A 20,087-nucleotide genomic window follows, 5' to 3' on the forward strand; every position below is an offset into this window, starting at 1 on the left:
GCAGCCCGTCAGGGAGTGGACGGTGCGTCCGGGCTCGTCGCCCGCTGCCCGGCGGAGGAAGAGGCGGCGGGCACGGCTGCCACCCCCTCGACGGACAGGACCTGGCGGCCTGATCGCAGCCCGGCCCAGCCGCCGGCGACCGGACGAAGCTCGTCGACCTGCTGCGCCCCTGGATACGGTACGATGCGGGCGATCTCCACGACGTCGCCCGTCACCCGCCCTGCCCGGCGCACCACGGCGTCGAGCGCGGCAGGGGCGATCCCGTGCTCCGGCGGGAACGGCGACGTCCACAGATCGGCTGCGGTCACCGTGGGCAGCGGGTCTCCCGTGCCGAGGATCAGCCCTGACCAGTCCAGCCGGCCGCCGGAAGCGGCCACGCCGTGCGTGACCGGTGGCGGCACGGGCCGCGCAGGCTCCGGCGGCGACGACCCGTAGAGCAGCCGCAGCGACGCGGCCGTCTCCCCGGTCTCGCTCGTGATCGTGACCTGGACGCTCCAGCCCTGCTCCGTGGTCTCGCCCAGCGCCCGGGTGGTGAACCGGCTCCCGCCCGGGGCCAGAACCAGCGCGGGCAGCCGGACCTTCACGTCACGCGCCTCGGCCAGATGCTGGGGCGGCCGGTCCGGCGGCACGACCCAGTCGGCGACCGAGCAGGCCTGCTCGATCAGCACCGAGATCGGCAGCGCGGCACGCCCGTCAACGGTGAACTCGGCCAGGCACGGATGAGCGCCCGGTGTATGGACCACGCTGCTGCGCAGCTCGCGAGACGGCTCGAACAGCTCGACCGTGCCCAGGAAGTGCGCGAGCCCATGCAACCGGGGCAGGTCCGGATGCCCGGTGAAGAGCCTGAAGCCACGTAGCTGGGTGGGCACCAGCGCGCTGCCGACCTGGCCGATGAACATGACCTCCCCGGTGCCGCCTGAGCGCAGTTCGCGGATCCACCGCTTGACTCCGTCGGCCGGGTCGATCGTGGACACGTAGCGGACCGCCGCGTCATAGTTGGCGATCACCCCGAGCCGCTCCCAGGTCGGCCAGCACAACGTCTGCACGGGCAGCCCGTGGGTGTTGCGCGCCCAGAACCCGAGTCTGGTCAGAGCCTCGTTGCCCGCCGCGTAGTCGATCTGCCCGATCATGCCGCCCATCCGGCCGGCCAGCGAGCCGACGTTGCAGAACACCTTGACCGGGTCCCGCCCCGCGCTGAGCACCGCGCGGGTGAGGTTGGCGAAGCCCGTCACCTTCACGTCGACCGTTCGGACCACCTCTTCCGGGCTCTTGTTGTCGAGCCTGGTCGGCAGGTCGATGCCCGCGTTGTGGACGATCACGCTGGGGTCGGGGATGCGGGCGAACAGCGCGTCGACCTGTTCCGGCCGCACGCAGTCGCACGGCTCGTACGTGATGCGCAGGCCGTCCCGGCGGGCCGCCGCCAGGTTCGCGCCGACCTGCCGGAGCTCGGCCTCGCGTTTGAGCAGGGCGCGTACGTCCCGCAGTTCCCTGGCGGTGCGGGCGGAGCTCACTCTGGCCCGGCAGTACTCGGAGTAGGCGGCGTCGTCCATGGTCAGCCAGCGGGCGTCGACCGGAAGCTCACCGCGGCCGGTCACCACGACCTGGCAGCCGAACTCCTCCGCGACCCCGCGGGCCAGGGCGAAGCCGACGCCACGGGCGCCTCCCGAGATCAGCACCACGTCATCGGACCCCAGCTCGACGCGGGGCGGCGGTTCCGGGCCGGGCCGCGCGGTCAGGGCATGGCGGACCCCCTGCCGGTAGCCGATCTCGAACAGGTCCCAGGCCGCCAGCTCAGCAGTCAGCAGCTCCGCCAGGTGGGCCGGCCCGATGGCGTCGACGTCCAGGACTTTCACCGCGAGGTTGGGCAGCTCGCGGGGCAGGCACTTGGCGAAACCGGCCCAGATCCCGCCCAGCGGGGAGTCGATCGGCCCATCGTCGTAGCCCATCAGCCCGCCCATGGCGGTGACGGCGACGTAGCAGGACCGGTCGGCGCGCGGGTCTGCTCCCCAGGCACCGTATCTGCGCTGCACCATCCGGGTCGTCCTGGCCAGCGCGTCCCGCCATTCCCCGCCGTCGAGCCGGTAGGGGACGCCCACGACGTTCAGGTCGACGATCCCGTCCCAGTCGTCCCGCTCGGGTTCGCGGCCGGGCACGCAGAGGTCCGCGCCGAGCGCGCTCGCCACCTCTGCGGCCAGCTCCGCGTCGGAGCCGATGACCAGCAGCCGCCGCGCCACGGGGGTGGAGGGCGGAAGTGGGAGCGGCACGGGCTCCCAGACCATGCGATGCACGGGCCGGACGAAGGAGGCGGTGTCGAAGGACACCAGGTGCGGGCGGACGGGCGCGGCGGTCGTCACATCCGCTCCTGCACGACCGCGGGGAGCCCCCCGCTGGGGAACAGCGTGACGTAGTGTCCGCTGCGGACGGTGTGCGCGCCGGAAAGCCGCAGCCGGTAGCGCTGCGACAGCATGGCGACCACGGTCACCAGCGTGGCCATCGCCAGCCCCTTGCCGATGCACATGCGCCGCCCGCCGCCGAACGGCAGGAAGGCGTGCTTGTGCCGCTTGTTCTGGGTGTCGTCGAGGAAACGCCGGGGATCGTAGGCCTCCGGGTCGGTCCAGTGCTCGGGTGAGCGGTGCGTGCCGTACACGCTGAGCAGAACCGTCGTCCCCGCGGGCACCTCGCGACCGGCCAGGCAGTCCGGCTCGACGGCGTCGCGGGGGAACTGCCAGACCGGCGGGTGCAGGCGCAGCGCCTCGTTGATCGCGGCCGTGGTCTCCACCAGTTCGCCCAGTTGGTCGGGGGCGGGCGTCTGTCCCGCGAGCACCTCGTCGACCTCGCGCTCGACGGCGCGGCGGGCCTGGGGGTGCCTGGCCAGCTCGTACATGGTCCAGGCGAGCGCCTGGCCGGTCGTGTCGGAGCCGGCCAGCAGCAGGGTGCGGAGGTTGTCAGACACCTCAGCCTCGGACAGGCCGCCGCCGAGCAGTCGCCCGGCGGCGTCGGAACCGTACTCGCCGCTGGCGCGGCGTGAGCTGATCACCCCGTGGATGATGCCGTCGAGCACCCGGTTCGCCCACTTCCGTTCCCGGTGGTACCGGGTGGGCACGAAGGCAGGGATCATGGCGGGCAACGCCATGACCGTGCGGTTGTAGATGACCTTGCTGGCGATCGCGGCGGCCCGCGCGTAGCCGGTGCCCGACAGGTCTCGGCTGATCAGCGCCATGCCCAGGACCCTGGAGGCGACGTCCATCAGGTCGGGCGCCACGTCCACGACGACGCCGGAGTCCGCGTGCGCCGCCCAGCGGCGGATGACCTCCTCGACGGCGCCGACGGCTTCGCGCGCGTTGCCGCGCACGCGTTCCGGGCTGAACGCGCGCTGGACCGCCTTGCGCGGCACGCGCCACTGATCGGTGTCGAGCGTCAGCAGGCCGGAGCCCATGACGCCGGAGAATCCGCGGTAGAGCTTGCCCCGCACATAGTTGTCCGGGTTGGTACGCAACACCCGCTCGATCGCCTCTGGCTCGGTGACCTGCACGAACGGGATGGGCAGCTTGACCGACACGAGCGAGTCGCGTTCCTGCATGCGCAGGGTGTAGGCCAGCGGGTCCTTGAAGTAGGGGATGGCGTCACCGATCACCGGCAGCCCGGCAGGGCCGTGGGCGACAGGGCAGGTTCCCGGGCGTGTCATGAGCGCTCCTCGCGGTCGAATCGTTCCCTGTCGAGGTATTCGCCCGTCTCCTGGTCCACGTAGCCGACGATGGCGCCCGAGATGTCCTTGACCTGGAGCAGCACCTCGCCGTCGGCCGCCACCGCGATCGCCCGGTTCTCGGGCTCGGGATCCTCCAGATCGAGGTCGACAGGGGTGACGTACAGTTCGACCGGGTCGGCCAGCGCGGCGAGCGTCAGGTCGGTGTGGCCGCCGTACAGGTCGATGCGCCGGACCGTGCGCGGGATCGCGACGGGCGTCCAGCGGTCCGCGACGGTGTGCAGAACGGCCACGCGCACCAGGCCGTCCAGCGCGACGGAGGGGACGAGCAGGCCGGGGAACCAGCGTCGCAACGCGGGCACGTCGAGCGCGAGCCGGCCTCGCCGTCCCAGCGGGTGCGTCCGGGTGTCGGTGGTCGACCGGAACACCTCGCGCAGCAGCACGTCGGACCCTGGCGCGTGGTAGGGGTCGCGGAGGGGCTTGCTGCCGTGCTCGTCCCAGTGCGTCCACCTCGGGCCGGGCACGGGAGCGTCGCGCAGCCGTACGGTCACCGAGAAGTGCAGCCTGTCGCGGGCGACGGTGACGCCGTTGGGCGCCACCACGTCGCCCCGCACGCGGACGGCGACCACCGACTCGCGCTCGTCGGTGCGCACCAGCGTGGCGGTGAGCCGTTTGACCTCGGGCCGGTCCTTCCGGTAGATCCGCAGGAACGACTCCAGCCGCAGGTCTTCGAAGACGACCGGGACCCGGTCGGGCACCAGCGACGCCGCGGCTTGCGCGGCCAACTCGGGCACGAAGGTGCCGGGCAGGGTCGGATAGCCGCTCACCTGGTGAAACTCCAGATAGCCGTCCCTGTCGAGGGTGAACGTACGCTCCGCGACCAGCTCCGTGGCGTCGCGACGCAGCACCGTGTCGATGTACGGCAGCGCCCGCGCCTCGCCCGTGCAGAAGTTCAGGAACTCCGGACGGATGCCTCTGACGAGCTCGCGTTCCTTGTCGCCCAGGAACACCGTGGCCGGCGCGTCCCGCACGGCGGTCAGCTCGGTGAGGAAGTGGTCGACGCCCTCCTCGGTCGGCATCGGGGTGTAGGCGTCGATCTCGGCGAGGAAGGCCCGCATCAGCGGGGTGGCACCGAGCCCGACGTCCCGCCAGAGGGTCCAGCCGATGGTGAACTCGTTCTCCGCGCTCATCGCGGCCATGTTGAGGAAGTCGTTGGCCGCGGCGTAGTCGGTCTCGCCGCGCTGGCCGGTGAGCCCGATGAACGAGCCGAAGTTGCACCAGCGGCGCGGTTCCCGCCCGCGCAGCGCCTGCTTGAGGTTCAGGTAGGTGTGCACCTTGAGGTCACGCACCGCGCGGAAGTCGGCGACCGACTTCGCGGTGACATCGGAGGCCCGGTTGGTGCCGGCGATGTTGAGCAGGAGGTCGACGGGGCCGCTCACAGCGTCGACGGCCCGCTGCACCGCGGCCGGGTCCCGGAGGTCGCAGCGCAGGTAGCGGACCCGCCCGGGACCGGACAGCCGTTCCAGCTCGGTGAGCGTGTCGCGGACCTGCCGCTGCTCGAGCAGCCGGTCGAACCTGGCGTTCGCCTCGGCCACGCTGACCCGGTTCGGCCCGTTGAGCCGGGCCCTGATGAACGTGCTGCGGTCCGGCAGCCGCTGGGAGTCGCCGGGCGGCTCGGAACTGCCCAGGATCACGATGCGCGGGCGGTACCGCCCGGCCAGCGCCGTGAGGATCGGTGCGCCGATGCCGCGCGCGCCGCCCGCGGCCACCACCAAGGAGTCCTGGCTCAGCGCCGGCATTCCGTCCGGCGTCGCGTCGGCGGGCACCGCTCGCGGGGTGAGCCGGCGCCCGCCGGCGTGATAGGTCACCGGGAGGAGCTGGGCGGCGCCCAGCTCGGCGCTCACCGTGGCCAGCACCTCCTCCAGCGGCACCGCCTCGTGCACGGTGGCGAGCACGCCGGTGTCCGGCAGCTCCAGCGCCAGGCTCTTGACCAGGCCCGTGAACAACCCGGTGAGGGGCAGCGGCACCCCCTCCGCGGTGACGCCGCCCACCACGCTCACGACGAACGAGCCGCCCGCCAGGCGTGGCGCGCACTCCTTGGCCGTCATGAACGTGCGCTCGTGCAGCTCGAGCAGTTCGCGGACCCGGTCGGACCAGCGGGCGTCGCGCAGGCTGGGATCGGTGGCGTCCACCAGCACCCGTACGTGCCGGGGTGCCTGACCGTCCTGGTGGGCCAGCGCGGCGCGGAATGCGGCGGAGTTGGTGAGCACCACCGCGTCCACCGGGATCGCGGGAGGGGCGGAGCGGACGGGCCTGCGCGGGGCGGGCGCCAGCTCGATCACGTGGCGATCCAGCAGCGGAGGAGCCGCCTTCTGCTGCCTGCTGAGCCGGATCACCCGAGGGCTCGACAGCCGGTCGGCCCTGAGCTCGATCGCCGTCCGGCTCTGCTCGCCGCTCAGGAAGGCGACCAGTTCGCGCCCGCCCTGCGCGCCCAGGAAGTTCGCGCGGGTCATGCGATCGCCTCCAGCCTCTCCTCCAACGGCGGACTCCACGGACACCTCGGCGAGTACCGGCAGGCCCTCCGCCAGCGCCAGCGACTTCCTGGTGACCGCGAACAGGAACGTCCCCTCGCCGATCTCCTCGCCACCCAGCAGGCGGCCCCATGACGTGAGGCTGTTGCCGTTGCTTCCGGCTATCAGGGCCACGTCCACGTCGCCGAAGTCCAGGTAGCACCCGGCGACCTCGAAGGCGTCGGCGAGCGACGCTGCGCCGCCGTCCACGGCGATGTTGAGCCCACGCAGGTCGAAGTAGCTGCACAGCCGCGCCGGGATGACGTTGGGCATCTCACCGGGGAAGGAGTCCTCGTCGGGCTCGCCGATCAGCCCATTCACGCGTTCACGCAGCTCCCGCGCGTTGGGGACGGCTTGGCGGTCGAGCTCGTCCAGGTGGGCGCGGATCGCGTACAGGACCGCGTTCCTGGTGGGCCCGGTGTGGCCCACCACAACTCCGGTGGTATGGCTGTGCCGCCGGCAGAATTCGCGTACCCGGGGGTCCATCCGGTGCATGCACTCGATGATCATGAGCTGGGTGCGATCGGTCGCCCGGATCGTGGAGGCCGGCATGCGCAGCCGGGCGAACGGCGGGCTCGGGTAGCCGTCCCCGAACGAGTTCGGCAGGATGGTCCTGCCGTGCGCCCACTCCGCGACCTGCGCGTTGCCCTCGGCGCCGGGCACGTGCGCCGACCAGTCGACGATCACCATGGGCTCGCCGGTTCTGGCCCCGTAGCCGGTCCTGCCTCGACGGCCCGGCCGGAACTCCTGGATGAGCATGTGCGCGTTCGTGCCGCCGAAGCCGAAGCCGGACACGGCGACGGTGCGCGGCCGGTCGGGCCGCGCCGGCCAGGGCACAGGTCGCGCGGGGATCTCCAGGTTGCACGACTCCAGGCCGAAGCTGTCCGGGGCCGCCGAGAAGCGGTGCTGGGCGGGGATGACCTCGTGCCGCAGCCCCAGAAGGGCGTGGATGACCGACACCACCCCGGCCGCCCAGCCCGTGTGGCCGATCAGGGACTTGTTCGAGGTCACCTGGACCGGATGCGTCCCGGCGTAGGCAGCGCGCAGGCTCAGGAACTCGGCCTCGTCGCCCGCAGGGGTTCCGGTGGCGTGCGCGATCACCCAGTCGACCTCTGCGGCTTCGACGCGCGACCTGGCCAGCGCGCGGGCGACGGCCAGTTCCTGGCCCGCGCTGGACGGCGCGTAGATGGCCTTGCCCTTGCCGTCCGCGGACAGCCCGACCCCGGCGATCAGGCCGTACACGGTGTCGCCGTCGGCAAGGGCCCTGGACAGCCGCTTCAGCACCACGGCGCCCGCTCCGTCGGAGAACAGCACGCCGTCGGCGGTCCTGTCGAGCGCGCGCACCTCTCCGCTCCTGGACAGCCCGTACAACTTGGAGAACAGCACCGACCCGCTGGGGACCAGCGCGAACGCTCCGCCGCACACGGCGACGTCGGCGCGGCCGGACAGCAGGTCACGCATGCCCAGGTCGATCGCGTACAACGAGGACGAGCACGCCGTGTCCACCATGAGTAGCCGGGTCCCCGCCGGCAGCAGGCCCTCGATAGCGCCGGCGCCGATCCGGTGCGGGAACGGCTGGGATCGGATGGCGTCACCGTGCCACAGCACGGAGTCGGGAACCTCGCCCAGTTCCTCGCGGATGATCGCTTCCTGCAGGTGCTGGCTGCCGTCCGGGGTGAAGCCGAAACAGGCGGTGTACGTGTCGCCGTCCCGCCTGGCCACGCCCTCCAGCGCCTGGTGCAGGCTGTGCCTCAGCCACACCGTGGTGAAGTCGAGCCCGTCGTCCGGCCGCTCGGCGGCCAGCTCGGGGTGCGGCGTGAAGCCGGTGATGAAGCCCGAGCGACGCTGGTAGGTCTTGTCGGCGGCGCTCGGGTCGTCGTCGTGGAAGCCCGCCATCGACCAGCGATCGGCCGGGACGTCGACGAACAGCTCCGCGCCCTCCATGAGCAGCGACCAGAACGCGTCCGGGTCACTGGCCCCCGGCACGGCCAGCCCCATGCCGACCACCGCGATCGGATCGGCGTCCTGATCGGGGTACGCCTCCGCTTTCGGTGCCGGCACCGGTTCCGGTCGTGGTCGCGGCTCCGGCTCCGGCTCCGGGTTCGGGTCCGGGTCCGGGGACGTGGCGCGGCGCTGCAACGACATGCCGCCGTCTGCCACCACGGTCTGCCCAGTGATCCATCCCGCACCGGGAGAGGCCAGCAGCAGAACCAGGTCGGCCAGATCCTCCGGAGTAGCCAGCCGCCCCAGGGGGGTGGCCGCCACCAGGTTTGCGCTCACCGACTCGAATCCCGGGAACATACGGCCGACCGGATTGTCCATGAGCGCGACGGAGGCGGTGTTCACCCGGATGCCGTCCGGGGCGAACTCCGCCGCCAAATAGCGGGTCAGCGCCTCCAAAGCCGCCTTGGACAGTCCGATCGGCAGGTAGTTGGCCGGGGCGTACGCCGCGCCGAGCGAGGAGACGTTGACGATGCAGCCCGCGCAGGATCGGGCCAGCAGCGAGCGGGCCGCCCTCGCGCACCAGAGCGCGCCCTTGACGTTGACTTCGAACGCCTGGTCCAGGTGCTCCTCCGTCAGCTCGTCCCAGGCGGCGAACGTCCCGCCTGCGGCGTTGTTCACCAGCAGGTCCAGCCGTCCGTGGGTGGCGTTGACCTGGTCGAACATCCTCCGAACCTGATCCGGCTTGGCCACGGAGGCCCTGATCACCTCAACGCCGTCGCCCAGTTCGGCCGCGAGGGTCCTGGCCTCGTCGTGCGAGTGGAAGCAGTTGACGATCACCTTGGCGCCGGCCTCGGCGAGCGAGCGCACGATGCGCGCGCCCACGCTGCCCGCGCCGCCGGTGACGAGAGCGACGCGGCCGTGGAAGTCCGTCATGTCGTGCCCGCCCTGGCAAGCGAGCCGATGACGAAGTCCACCACGTCGCCGAACGTCCGGTAGTCGGCCATCCGCATGTCGTCAGGCGGCGGGCCCAGCTGGAACAGCACGCCGAGCCTCCCCATCAGCTCCACCCGCTTGACCGAGTCGACGCCGAGGTCGGCCTCCAGTTCGGCGCTGTCCTCGAAGACCTCCTGGGGGTACTCCAGCGTCGTGGCGTAGAGGTCACGTACCCGGGCGGCGACCGCCTCCCTCGACGGTGGCCCCGCGGGCGTCTCCACCGGCGGCGTCGGCGCGGGAGGCACGGACATCCGCTGCGTCGGAACAGACGCGAAGGGCGTGCTCGTCTGTTGCGGCGGGGTCGCGGCGGCGGACGTGCCCGTCTCCGGTGTCACGGCCGCGGCCGCGGGCGGGCTCGCGACGGTCGTGCCGGTGTGCCGCGCCGTCCGTGGCTCGGCGGCGGGGGCCAGGTACTGTCCGGTCTCGCGGAGCGTGTCCAGGTCCGGCAGCAGCGGCGTGTGCACGGAGGCGGCCGGCTCGATCGAGCGGACCCGAGAGGTCAGCGCGTGCCCCGCCCCCACTTCCACCCACACGCCGGCGCCAGAGCGGTGCAGCCGCTCCACGGTGGGCCCGAACCGCACCGGTGTGACGAGGTGAGAGGCGAGCAGCTCGCCGAGGTCGTCGGAGTCACGGTAGTAGCGGCCGAGCACAGGTGAGAAGACCGGAACGCGCAGGGGCCTCGGGCTGTATCCGCTGAGCCGGCGGGCCAGCTCCTGCCGCGCCTGGGCGAGCAGCGGACTGTGGAACGGGTGCGGCGCGTGCAGCGCGGTCGACGGCAGCCCGATCGCGGCGGCGATCGTCGCCGTGCGGCGCAGCGCGTCAGCCGTCCCCGCGACCACCGTCTGTCCCGGCCCGTTGTCCACCGCAACGACTGCGCCGGAGGTCGGGAGCAGATCGAGGATGCGCTGGGCCCGGTCGGGCGCGCAGCCCAGCGCCAGCAGTCCGCCGCCGCTGGTGTCATGCTCACGCAGCACGGTGATCCGGTGGCAGAGGATCTCCGCACCCTCGGCGGCGTCCAGCGCGCCGCCGGCGACCAGGGCCGCGATTTCGCCGAGGCTGTGCCCGACGAGCACACTGAACCTCGCCCCCTGGCCGGACAGCGCACGAAAGGCCGCGACCGACGTGGCGAAAACAGCGAGTTGCAGCACGTCCGGCGCCGCATCAAGCAATTGGTCGGCGGTATTATCGGAGAAGGCTCGGCCCAGACCTTTTCCGATAAGGCCGTCGGCCACCGCGTCAATGGTTTCGATCGCCTGAGCGGCCTCGGAATCATGCGCGCGCAACCGCGCCAAAGCATCCGGAAGATATGCCCCTTGACCTGGAACAAGACCCACAACAATCTCAACGGAGCTCAGCATTCTGGTCCCCCTCAGAGCACGGTGTCGGCGAGATTCCCAATCTTTGGATTGGCGTTTCATATTCCGCGTGCGAGCTCGATGACGCCAAGATTAACCGCGCTCACACAGCGTGGACACCCCTAACCCAGGCTCCGGATCAGGGGTGATCGCGAAGCCACCGCCTGGCCATCTTGATAGGGTCACGGCATGCCCACTGGCAGCTTGTTTCTCTGACCGCGCCCGCGAGAGGCGGCAGCGCTGGAGCCCGCGCCGCTCCGGCGGTGACCGGACGCACGCCGGCTGGGGCGGCGTTCCGGCGATCTGCCGCGCGCTCCTGACCGAGGTCAACCATTACTCGACGGAGAAACGAGCACCATCACCATGACGTTCCCCACCTCTTCGGGACATTCGGCCCGCCCGTTGGCCGAGCACATCACCGTACTGACCACCCTCGACCCCGACGAGCCGCTCCTGGACGATCTCCACCCGCTGCGCGCCATCGTGGAGGACGCCCGGGTCGTGGCCATCGGCGAGGGCGCGCACTTCGTGCACGAATTCACACTCGCCCGCGCGCGGTTGCTCCGCTACCTGCTGGAACACTGCGGATTCACCGTCGTGGCGTTCGAGATGGGCTCCGGTGACGCCGCGGCCGTCAATCCCTGGCTCGCCGGCGACGGAGAGGGCGACCTGCTCCAGGTGGCCGGCCGGCATACCGTCAACCTGTTCGGGGAGCTGCTGCGCCGGCTGCGCCGCTACAACCGCGGCAGGTCCCATCCCATCCGGATCGTCGGGATCGATCTGCCCAACAGCCTGACCCTTCTGCCCGATCTCGACCCGGTCGCCGGCTACCTACGCATGGTCGACGAGGGGATCACCGACATGGTGGCCGGCCTCCTGCGGACGGCCGGCGCGATCACCGGCGGTTCGGCCGCCGCGTCGGCCCCGCGATGGGCGAGCCTCGACCAGGCCGACCAGGAGTCCCTGACCGCCGGACTGGCCCGGCTGTCGTTGCGAATGCGGGCGCTCGAACCGCTCTACGTGGCCCGCAGCGACCAGCACGGCTACGACGTCGCACGCCGCCACCTGGAGGCGGCCTGCCACACCGACTACATGCTGCGGGCCATGAGCACCCTGTTCTCCGGGACGGGCCTGCCCGACGACACCTCCATCCGCGACCACTACATGGCCACCTGCCTGCGGTGGCACCTCGACCGCCTCGACCCCGGCGCCCGCGTCGTCGTGGTCGCGCACAACAACCACATCCAGAAGACCCTGGTCACCTATGACGGCCACCCCACCGCCCTGCCGATGGGCCACCACCTGGCCCGCGGCCTCGGCGGGCACTACCGCGCCGTGGGCCTGACCCACACTGCGGACCACGTGCCTGACATGGTCTGGCCCGCCGAGGACTCCCCGGTCGGATTCACCATCGAATCCGTCCGCCTCGCGGCCCCGCCTCCGGGCAGCTTGGAGAAGGCCCTGGTGGACGCCGGACTCGCCGCGGACGTCACCCTGACCGATCTGCGCTCCCCCGACCCGGAGGTGACGGCCCTCGACGCCATCCGGTCGCAGAGCGCCACCATGGACACGCCCGTCGCCCAGACGTTCGACGCGGTCCTGTGCACGCCCACCGCGACCACCGACCCCACCGCCACTTTCACGTCCTAGATCCCTCAGGAGACGGACGCGGCGTGCGGGACCCGGCCCGGGCCCGCACGCCGCGACGTCCCCAGCGCCTCAGGTCCCTGCCCGCGGTGGAGTACCCGTCACCGTGCGGAACGCTCCAGGTGACGGGGCACGCCAGGCCACCGGATCGACAGGATGTGAACCTGTGTCCCCTTGGCTCCAGGCGCGTCGAGGACCGCCCGGCCGAGGCGTCTAGAGGTGGAAGCCGCCCGAGATCGTGATGTTCTGGGCGGTGACCCAGCGGCTCTCGTCGGAGACGAGTGTGGCGATCATCGCGCCGATGTCGTCGGGTTCGCCGGTCCGCCCGAACGCGGTTTTCGCGGCGAGGGCCGCGACGACCTCGGGGAACCGGGTGAAGGCGTCGCCGCCGAGCCGGGTGCGGGTCGGACCGGGTGAGACGGCGTTGACGCGGATGCCTCTCGCGGCGAATTCCTTGGCCATGTACCGGGTCAGCACGTCAAGCCCGCCCTTCATCGACGCGTAGGCCGAGTAGCCGGGCTCCAATCCCGCCGTACCCGTCGAGCTGCTGCTCGTGTTGACGATGGCCCCGCCGTCCGCCAGCAGGGGCAGCAGCCGCTGCGTGAGGAAGTACGGCCCCTTGAGCAGGACCCGCATGAGCCTGTCGAACGTCTCCTCGGTCGTGTCCTCGATCAACGACGTCTCGGCGTGACCGGCGTTGTTCACCAGGTGGTCGAAGGTGTCGCGCTGCCAGGTGTCGCGCAGCACGCCGGCCACCGTATCGCGGAAGGCCGCGAAGGTGCCGGCATCGCCGAGGTCCAGCGGCAGCGCGACGGCCTTGCCGCCCTCCTTCTCGATGACGGCGGCCGTTTCCAGCCCCGCTCGCGCGTTGGCGCCGTAGGTCAAGATCACTCCGGTTCCGCGCCTGGCGATCTCGATGGCGGCGCTCTGTCCGATCCCGGAGCTGGCGCCCGTGATGACGGCGACCTTCATGGTGTGTTCCTCCTGCGTACGTGTCCGTGCCTGAACAAGGCGGCGCCATGCGGCGGGGGGCAGGTCTCGGACGAGCCGATCGGTGCCCCGGCCGTGGCGGCGGTGGAATGCGATGATCTCATTCAACCGGCTTGACCTGCGGGAACGTTAGAACGATCCTCGCCCGTACTTGCACGATCCTCTCGCGTACGGGAACCAGGCCCCGGAATCGTGCTGCAATGGCCACATGCGGCTCGAAGAACTCCGCGACCAGCTGGCCCGGCACGCCCGGCCCGACTGGACCACCGCCATCGACGATGTCCTCGTCTCGAAGATCGACCGTTCGGAACCGCCGGCGCTCACGATGTCCGGCACGGTGCTGGCGGTCATCGCCCAGGGCGCCAAGCGCCTCGCGCTGGGCGACCGGATCTTCGAGTACGGCGCCGGACAGTACCTGGTCGCGTCGGTCGACCTGCCGATCACCGGCCAGTTCCTTCAGGCGAACCCCGAGCAGCCGGCGTTGGGCTTCGGGCTCACCCTGGAACCGTCCGCCGTCGCCGAGTTGCTGCTGGCGGCCGGGCCTGGCGACCTTCCTCCCATCGGTGGCGGCGCGTCGCCGGGGATCGCCGTCAGCGACGCTCCGGCCGAGTTGCTCGACGCGGTGGTCCGGCTGCTGCGCCTGCTCGACGAGCCTCGCGACCGGGCCGTGCTGGCCCCGCTGATCAAGCGCGAGATCCTGTGGCGCGTGATCACCGGTGAGCAGGGTGCCACGGTCCGCCAGCTCGGACTCGCCGACAGCGGTCTCAGCCACGTTTCCCGCGCCGTGCGCTGGATCCGCGAGCACTACGCGCAGCGCTTCCGGGTCGAGGACGTGGCGAGACTGTCCGGCATGAGCGTGTCGGCCTTCTACCGCAACTTCCATGCGGTGACCGCGATGAGCCCCATCCAGTTCCAGAAGCAGATCCGGCTGCAGGAGGCCCGGCTGCTGCTCGCCGTCCACCCGAACGACGTCACGGGAGTCTGCCACCGGGTCGGCTATGACAACCCGTCACAGTTCAGCCGGGAATACCGCCGCCAGTTCGGCATGCCCCCCAGCCAGGACGCCGCCCGCCTGCATCACGCCGCGCGTACCCCTGCGAGTGTCCTCCCCTGAGCCGTCTCGGACGGGTGCTCCTCGCGTCAACGGCGTCTGTTCCCTCGGGAGGGGCGGATCACACGGCACCCGCCAGCAGCAGCCCCGCCACCACGATCAGGGCGACGGCGAGGCTGCCGAGCAGGAGCCAGGCGATCGGATGGCCGAGGTTGAGGGTCCACGACGAGGAGCCGAGACGGTCGTGCACGAGCAGGGCGGGGTCGCGGCGGTTGACGTAGACCGAGCCGGCCAGGTGCCAGTGCTGATCGTCGTCGCGCTGCCCGAGCCCGGAGTCCTCCAGCTCCTCACCCGGCAGAGCGGGCAGCCGGTGCCCGGCCTGGCCCACCTTGACCTCCCACATCAGCCAGCCGCCCGCCAGCACGGCGAGCGGGGCATAGATGGTCACCTGCCAGACGATCGAGGGGGTGACGATCTCCCACAGGTGCAGGGCCGCGAACAGCAGGCTCAGGTTGAGGCAGGCCGCGCTCAGCAGCGACATCACCGCCATCCCGCGCAGGTAGGTGCGGTAGCGGCGGGCCGAGCCCCTGGGCCTGGCGGCGTCGAGGTCGGGGCGGGCGCGCAGCACGACCAGGACCATGGCGACGGCGATCACGGTGAGGACGAGCTGGAAGATCACCGGCTGGAACGCGCTGAGCACGGTCGTGGGCTCGCGCCGCGCGGCTTCGGTGGCGTACCCGAAAAGCGACGGCAGCGTGGCCGGCAGCGTGCCGTGACGCGCCCAGCCGATGCCCGCGGTGAGGAGGACGGCGGCCAGGGCGGGAAGGGCCCACGGCCACGGCACACGGACCGGGTCGGTACGGAAGGTGGTGTCCACGGCGACGCCCTGGCGCCGCTCGGCGGTCCACCCCCCGGTGAGCTTGGCGGTGCGGATCATGCGATGGGCGCGGTGGAACAGCAGCACGTCCAGGACCGCCAGCACCGACGTGGTGACGCCGATCGCGGCGGCGGACCGCGTGACCAGCAGCACCGGGATCGAGACCACCGCGACGAGCGCGCCCGCCGCCACGGTCAGGCGTGCGTAGGAGCGACGCGCGGCGATGACGGCCGGGTCGTCCACCCGCTGGACGCCGACGCGCACTCCGAACGGAAGGGTGGGCCTGGCCAGCGCGGGAAGCGCCAGCACCAGGGCCGTGACCAGCGCGGTGGCGATCAGGCCGGTGCACAGGATCATGATCACGTGTGCTCCTCGAAACCCGTCAGCAGCGCCTCGGTCCTGCGCAGCACCTCCTGCCGGTCCATGCCCTGGACGGTGGCCTCCGCCAGCAGCACGCGCACGCGTTCCTCCCAGTCGTCGATGAAGGCCGCCTCTGGTGGCCCGGTCGTGGCGTCACGCCGTACGACCGCGCCGCTCTTGCGGTTGATCCGGATGACGCCCTGCTGTCGCAGCAGGTCGTACGCCTTGTTCACGGTGTGGAAGTTGATGCCGAAATCGGCGGCCAGTTGCCGCGTGGAAGGCAACGGATCGCCTTCGTGCGCCTGCCGTCTGGCGATCCCCTCCACGATCCTGTCCCGGATCTGCTGGTAGATCGGGATCTCGCTGTCAAGGTCAAGGGTCAGCCGCACGTCGCTACTCTATCTGCTATACAACAAGTAACACAAACTTCTTCAGGGGGACACCTCATGCCGCGCGCAGAGATCCACCAGACACCACCGGCCCTCCCCGTCACGTCGTGGACCGGGTTATCCACGAGGGAGACCGGCCCGCCCGAGCACGCCGCTCGCGCCACACGGCCCGGAGGGACAGCGAACCGATGACGCAGCCCGTCAACCAGCAGGCCGCGCCGCCCACCACCGCCCCGCGGCTTCTCCATGTCGACAACCTACGCACCGCCCTGATGGCACTCGTGGTGATCCACCATTCCGTGATCGCTTACAGCAACGTCCAGGGCTGGTACTACACGGAGCCGGCCGACTCCTCAGGAGGGCTGCTGGACCTGCTGCTCGTGGTCAACCAGGCGTTCTTCATGGGGGCCTTCTTCCTCGTCTCAGGGCTGTTCGTGCCGCGCTCCTACGACCGCAAGGGGGCCGGGCAGTTCCTGAGAGAGCGGCTGCTGCGCCTGGGAGCCCCGCTGCTGCTGTGGCTGCTGCTGATCCGTCCCCTCGTGACCATCGGCAGGTACACCGCCGCCGCTGAGGCCGCCGCCCGGCAGGGAACCGACCTGCCCTACTGGAAGTTCTACCTGCTCCACTACACACCGGGTCCGTTGTGGTTCGTCGAGGTGCTGCTCGTGTTCAGCGCGCTCTACGTCCTGTGGCGGCGCCTGGCCGGCCAGGGCCGGCGCGCACCCGAGACGGCCACGGCCACCGGCCGGGCGCCCGGCGCCGCCGCGATCGCCGGGTTCGTCATCGGGCTGTCCCTGGTGACGTACGTGTGGCGCATGGTGGCGCCGATGGGCGTCACCGTGCTGGGGCTGCCGTCGTTCGGCTACCTGCCGCAGTACGCGGCGCTGTTCGTCGTCGGGCTGATCGCCGCCCGGCGCGGCTGGCTGGAGAGCCTGCCCGGAGCGGCCGGCCGGGCCGGGTTCGCCACCGCGGCCGGCGCCGCGGTCGCGCTCGTCCTCGTCGTGGGCGCCTTCGGAGAGACGAGCCTGGGCCACGGAACCCTGCCGTCCCTGCTGATGGCCGTCTCGGAGTCGGCTTTCGCCGTCGGCATCATCCTCGGTCTCGTGGTGCTGTTCAGGGAACGCCTCGGCCGCCAGGGCCGGCTGCGCCGGTTCCTGTCGACGCACGCCTTCACCGTCTACGTCACCCACCCGGCCGTGATCGTCGCCCTCAACCACGCCCTGAGCGGCGTGGAGGCGCCCTCGATCGCGAAGGCCGCGCTGCTCACCGCCATCGCGCTGCCGCTGTGCTGGGCGGCGGCGTACGTGGTCCGCGCCCTGCCGGGCGCCCGGAAGGTCCTGTAGATCCGTAGCGAGGGAGCGACGACCAGGACGGCCGGCGACAGGCCACCGCCCCCACCCCATCCGTCACCCCGCCACGTCGCCGGCCCGCACCGGCGCCGGACCCGTCACGGCCGGTTCCGGTTCCGGTTCCGGTTCGCCTCCGGTCACCGGCTCCGGCCCGCTGCGGAACCGGTAGCCGACGGACCGGAGGTGTCGATATTCCAGGGCGGCCAGCATCAGGGACGTGACCGTCCCGCAGAGGTTCAGCGTCAGCCAGAGCCCGTGAGGCACGCCTTTGGTGTCGCCCTCGAAGAGCTCCAGGCCGTTGATCAGCAACATGAGAGCCGTTGTGCCGACCGGCGCGAGCAGCGGGTGGATCTCGCCGGTCCACAAGCCGGTACGCGCGGCCCAGTAGACCGTGCAGCACCAGAAACACGCGAACCAGAGAATCAGCAGGGGCACGACGAGGATGAAGAACAGTGCCGCCCTCGGGTCGGGGTTGGTGATGTCGACGTGGCCGTCGCCGAGACTCAGCAGCAGGAACGGCAGAAAGAAGATGGCCAGTGCGAGCGCCCCGCGTCCGAGGAGACGCCTCGCGCCACGCATGAGCTGCAGGCGGCGGCCGGGGCGGGTCACGACGAGCATCACGAGAAACGCCAGCGGCGGCAGCAGCAGGGCGTACGCCCCGGTCTGGAGCGCCTTCAGGAACATGTTTCCCGAAACGAAAAGAACGTCCTGGTATCCGTAGGTCGCAATCATGACCGCTACCATGCCGGCCACCGACCGCCAGAATGCGAGCCGATCCAGCATCCGGTCATTTCTGAGCGGGCCGACCCTCGGTTTGAACACGAGTTTGGCGGTGAGCCATGGCAGAAGCACAGAAGCGACGGTCCGCCAGCGAGACAGCTCCACCCATTCCCCCAGATCCGGTTCCGCGATTTCGTCCGCACGAGATGAACGTTCGAACGCGACAGTTCCGGCTACAAGATTATCGAAAGGGCTTGCACGCCACTTGCAGATTTCTGACCCGGGCTACCTCGAAAAACATGCTGGAGTGACCGGTCAGGACGGCGCAAATGAATGTACGACCTGCGGCTGCCGCGCCTGCATTCATCGTATTTCTCGAACAATGAGGGAGAGGAGACAGCAGCCCTGTCTTGGTCTCGTCTTCGCCTCCATCGACGCCCCGACGTACGCAGAGCGTTCCGGAAGGTCGGAAGGGGGCGCCGGGATGTCAGGGCTGAAGCGTTCTCGGCCCGGTGCCGGAGGCGCTGGTGCGCGGCATCGCAGGAACGGGCACGACACCACGGCCGGGCCGCTCGATGCGATCGTCAGGCAGTGGCCGGCGCCCGTCACGCGCGACCGGCCCTGGTTCCAGCCCTCCGCAGTGACGGAACTCACGGTCACAAAGGCCCTTCCCGACGTCACACCGGCCGGCCCGATCGCGTCTTGTGTGCAGGCAAGCTTAGGGGGCCCAAGATGCGTTCGTTGCCGGCCATACGCCGCTCGTTCCAGTTCTCCCACTGGTCGTTCATGTTCGCGGAGATCGCCGTCTGGTCATTCGTCGTTCTGCTGGTGACCGGGGCGATGCTCATGCTGTTCTACGACCCCGGCATGTCCCAGGTGACCTATGACGGTTCCTACGGCCCGCTGCGCGGGCTCCTCGTCAGCAGCGCGTTCGACTCGACCATGCATCTGAGCCTGGAGGTGCGCGGCGGGCTGCTCATCCGCCAGATGCACCACTGGTCGGCGCTCGTCTTCGTGGCGGCCGTCGTGTTGCAGTTGCTGCGCATGTTCCTCACCGGCGCGTTCCGCCGCCCGCGCAGCCGGCAGTGGCTGATCTGGGTGGCGCTGCTGGCGTTGGGCATGTTCGCAGGCGAGACCGGCAACGCCCTGCCCGACGACATGCTGTCGAGCGGGAGCCTGTGGTTGATCATGTCGGTCATGCAGTCCATCCCGGTGGTGGGGACCTGGGTGACGTCGCTGCTGTTCGGCTCGGACTTTCCCGGCGACAGGGTCATTCCGGTCATGTACGTCGTGCACCTGCTGCTCGCGGCCGTCATGGCCGGGCTGCTGGTCGTACGTGAACTGCTGGTGCGGCGGCACGGCCACTCGCGGTTCGTCGCCTCGCTGCCGGTGCGGCGAAGCGCCCGCCCGCTGATGGCGGTCGCGACGTTCGGCATGCTGATCATCCTCGGGTTCGGGTTCCAGATCGCCCCGATCTGGCTGTACGGTCCGGCCAGGCCGACGCAAATCTCGGCGGGCTCGGTGCCCGATTGGTACATGGGGTTCCTCGACGGCGCCCTGCGGATCATGCCCGCGTGGGAGCTCACCCTCGGGGAGTACACGCTCAGCCTCGCGGTCCTCGTCCCCACGGTGGTGGTACCCGGGGTCTTCTTCACCGCGCTGGCCACGTATCCGCTTGCCGAGCGTTTCCTCCTCGCGCGACGCGGCCGCCGCGACGCGCTGGGTCGGCCTGAGAGCGCGCGCCGCACGGTCCGTGAGACACCCGCGCGAAACCTGCTCGACCGGTCGCGCGACACGCCCGTGAAGACGGCCATCGCCGCCGCCGGGATCACGTTCTACGGCCTGCTGTGGGCAGCCGCGGCCAACGACCAGCTCGCCCACCAGTTCCAGCTCACTCTCAACGCCGTGACGATCTTCTTCCGATACGCCGTGGTCATCGGGCCGGTCGTCGCCTTCGTCGTCACCCGGTGGATCTGCCTCGCACTCCAGCAGTCGGACCGCGACGTGGCCGAGCACGGCATGGAGACAGGGATCATCGTCCGATCCCCCGACGGCGGATTCCACGAGCGGATGGCGCCGGTGCGGCAAGAGCGCGATCGTCACCGGGAGTTGAGCCGGTCAGCATAGGTAGAGGTCGAT

General features: G+C 70.8%; 12 protein-coding genes. 4 read left to right on the forward strand and 8 right to left on the reverse strand.

The annotated features are described in order from the left end of the window. Positions 1-8: 8 nt before the first annotated feature. From ACTWPV_RS10515 to ACTWPV_RS10530, 4 genes are read right to left on the reverse strand one after another with little or no spacing between them, the layout of a single operon-like run. Entirely contained in the window at positions 9-2,354 is a 2,346-nt protein-coding gene (locus ACTWPV_RS10515; RefSeq protein WP_443151589.1) for an SDR family NAD(P)-dependent oxidoreductase, read from the reverse strand. Then, the gene (locus ACTWPV_RS10520; RefSeq protein ID WP_443151590.1) at positions 2,351-3,685 is read right to left on the reverse strand and encodes a cytochrome P450; all 1,335 of its coding nucleotides are present in this window, start codon (positions 3,683-3,685) and stop codon (positions 2,351-2,353) included. The genes ACTWPV_RS10515 and ACTWPV_RS10520 overlap by 4 nt, the downstream gene beginning before the upstream one ends. Further along, entirely contained in the window at positions 3,682-9,150 is a 5,469-nt protein-coding gene (locus tag ACTWPV_RS10525) for an SDR family oxidoreductase (protein WP_443151591.1), read from the reverse strand. The genes ACTWPV_RS10520 and ACTWPV_RS10525 overlap by 4 nt, the downstream gene beginning before the upstream one ends. Continuing rightward, positions 9,147-10,379: an acyltransferase domain-containing protein gene (locus tag ACTWPV_RS10530; protein WP_443151592.1), complete on the reverse strand. Its 1,233-nt coding sequence runs from the start codon at positions 10,377-10,379 to the stop codon at positions 9,147-9,149. Before ACTWPV_RS10530 ends, ACTWPV_RS10525 begins: the two co-directional genes overlap by 4 nt. Positions 10,380-10,928: 549 nt before the next feature. On the opposite strand from ACTWPV_RS10530, the gene ACTWPV_RS10535 reads away from it, so the two are divergent. Continuing rightward, positions 10,929-12,215 carry an erythromycin esterase family protein gene (locus ACTWPV_RS10535; protein WP_443151593.1) on the forward strand — a complete coding sequence of 429 codons (1,287 nt, stop codon included), beginning with the start codon at positions 10,929-10,931 and terminating at the stop codon, positions 12,213-12,215. A gap of 210 nt (positions 12,216-12,425) precedes the next feature. Here the strand turns inward: ACTWPV_RS10535 and ACTWPV_RS10540 are convergent, their stop codons facing one another. Beyond that, on the reverse strand, positions 12,426-13,184 hold the full coding sequence (locus ACTWPV_RS10540; protein ID WP_443151594.1) for an SDR family NAD(P)-dependent oxidoreductase: 759 nt from the start codon (positions 13,182-13,184) through the stop codon (positions 12,426-12,428). A gap of 226 nt (positions 13,185-13,410) precedes the next feature. On the opposite strand from ACTWPV_RS10540, the gene ACTWPV_RS10545 reads away from it, so the two are divergent. Beyond that, positions 13,411-14,316 (forward strand): AraC family transcriptional regulator, encoded by a 906-nt coding sequence (locus tag ACTWPV_RS10545; protein WP_347642926.1) that lies wholly within the window; start codon positions 13,411-13,413, stop codon positions 14,314-14,316. A 58-nt stretch (positions 14,317-14,374) separates the two neighbouring features. Here the strand turns inward: ACTWPV_RS10545 and ACTWPV_RS10550 are convergent, their stop codons facing one another. After that, entirely contained in the window at positions 14,375-15,493 is a 1,119-nt protein-coding gene (locus tag ACTWPV_RS10550; protein ID WP_443151595.1) for a DUF1648 domain-containing protein, read from the reverse strand. Beyond that, positions 15,490-15,879, reverse strand: coding sequence for a GntR family transcriptional regulator (locus tag ACTWPV_RS10555; RefSeq protein WP_347642924.1), 390 nt, complete (start codon positions 15,877-15,879; stop codon positions 15,490-15,492). The genes ACTWPV_RS10550 and ACTWPV_RS10555 overlap by 4 nt, the downstream gene beginning before the upstream one ends. A 188-nt stretch (positions 15,880-16,067) precedes the next feature. Between ACTWPV_RS10555 and ACTWPV_RS10560 the strand changes: the two genes are divergently transcribed. Beyond that, positions 16,068-17,222, forward strand: a complete 1,155-nt coding sequence (locus ACTWPV_RS10560) for an acyltransferase family protein (protein ID WP_443151596.1) — start codon at positions 16,068-16,070, stop codon at positions 17,220-17,222. Between the two features lie 63 nt (positions 17,223-17,285). On the opposite strand, the gene ACTWPV_RS10565 is transcribed toward ACTWPV_RS10560, so the two are convergent. Continuing rightward, entirely contained in the window at positions 17,286-17,960 is a 675-nt protein-coding gene (locus ACTWPV_RS10565; RefSeq protein ID WP_443151597.1) for a hypothetical protein, read from the reverse strand. A 720-nt stretch (positions 17,961-18,680) separates the two neighbouring features. Between ACTWPV_RS10565 and ACTWPV_RS10570 the strand changes: the two genes are divergently transcribed. After that, positions 18,681-20,075: a cytochrome b gene (locus tag ACTWPV_RS10570; protein ID WP_443151598.1), complete on the forward strand. Its 1,395-nt coding sequence runs from the start codon at positions 18,681-18,683 to the stop codon at positions 20,073-20,075. Positions 20,076-20,087: the final 12 nt, after the last annotated feature.

Source organism: Nonomuraea sp. KM88, from assembly GCF_052245635.1.
Taxonomy (GTDB): Bacteria; Actinomycetota; Actinomycetes; order Streptosporangiales; family Streptosporangiaceae; genus Nonomuraea.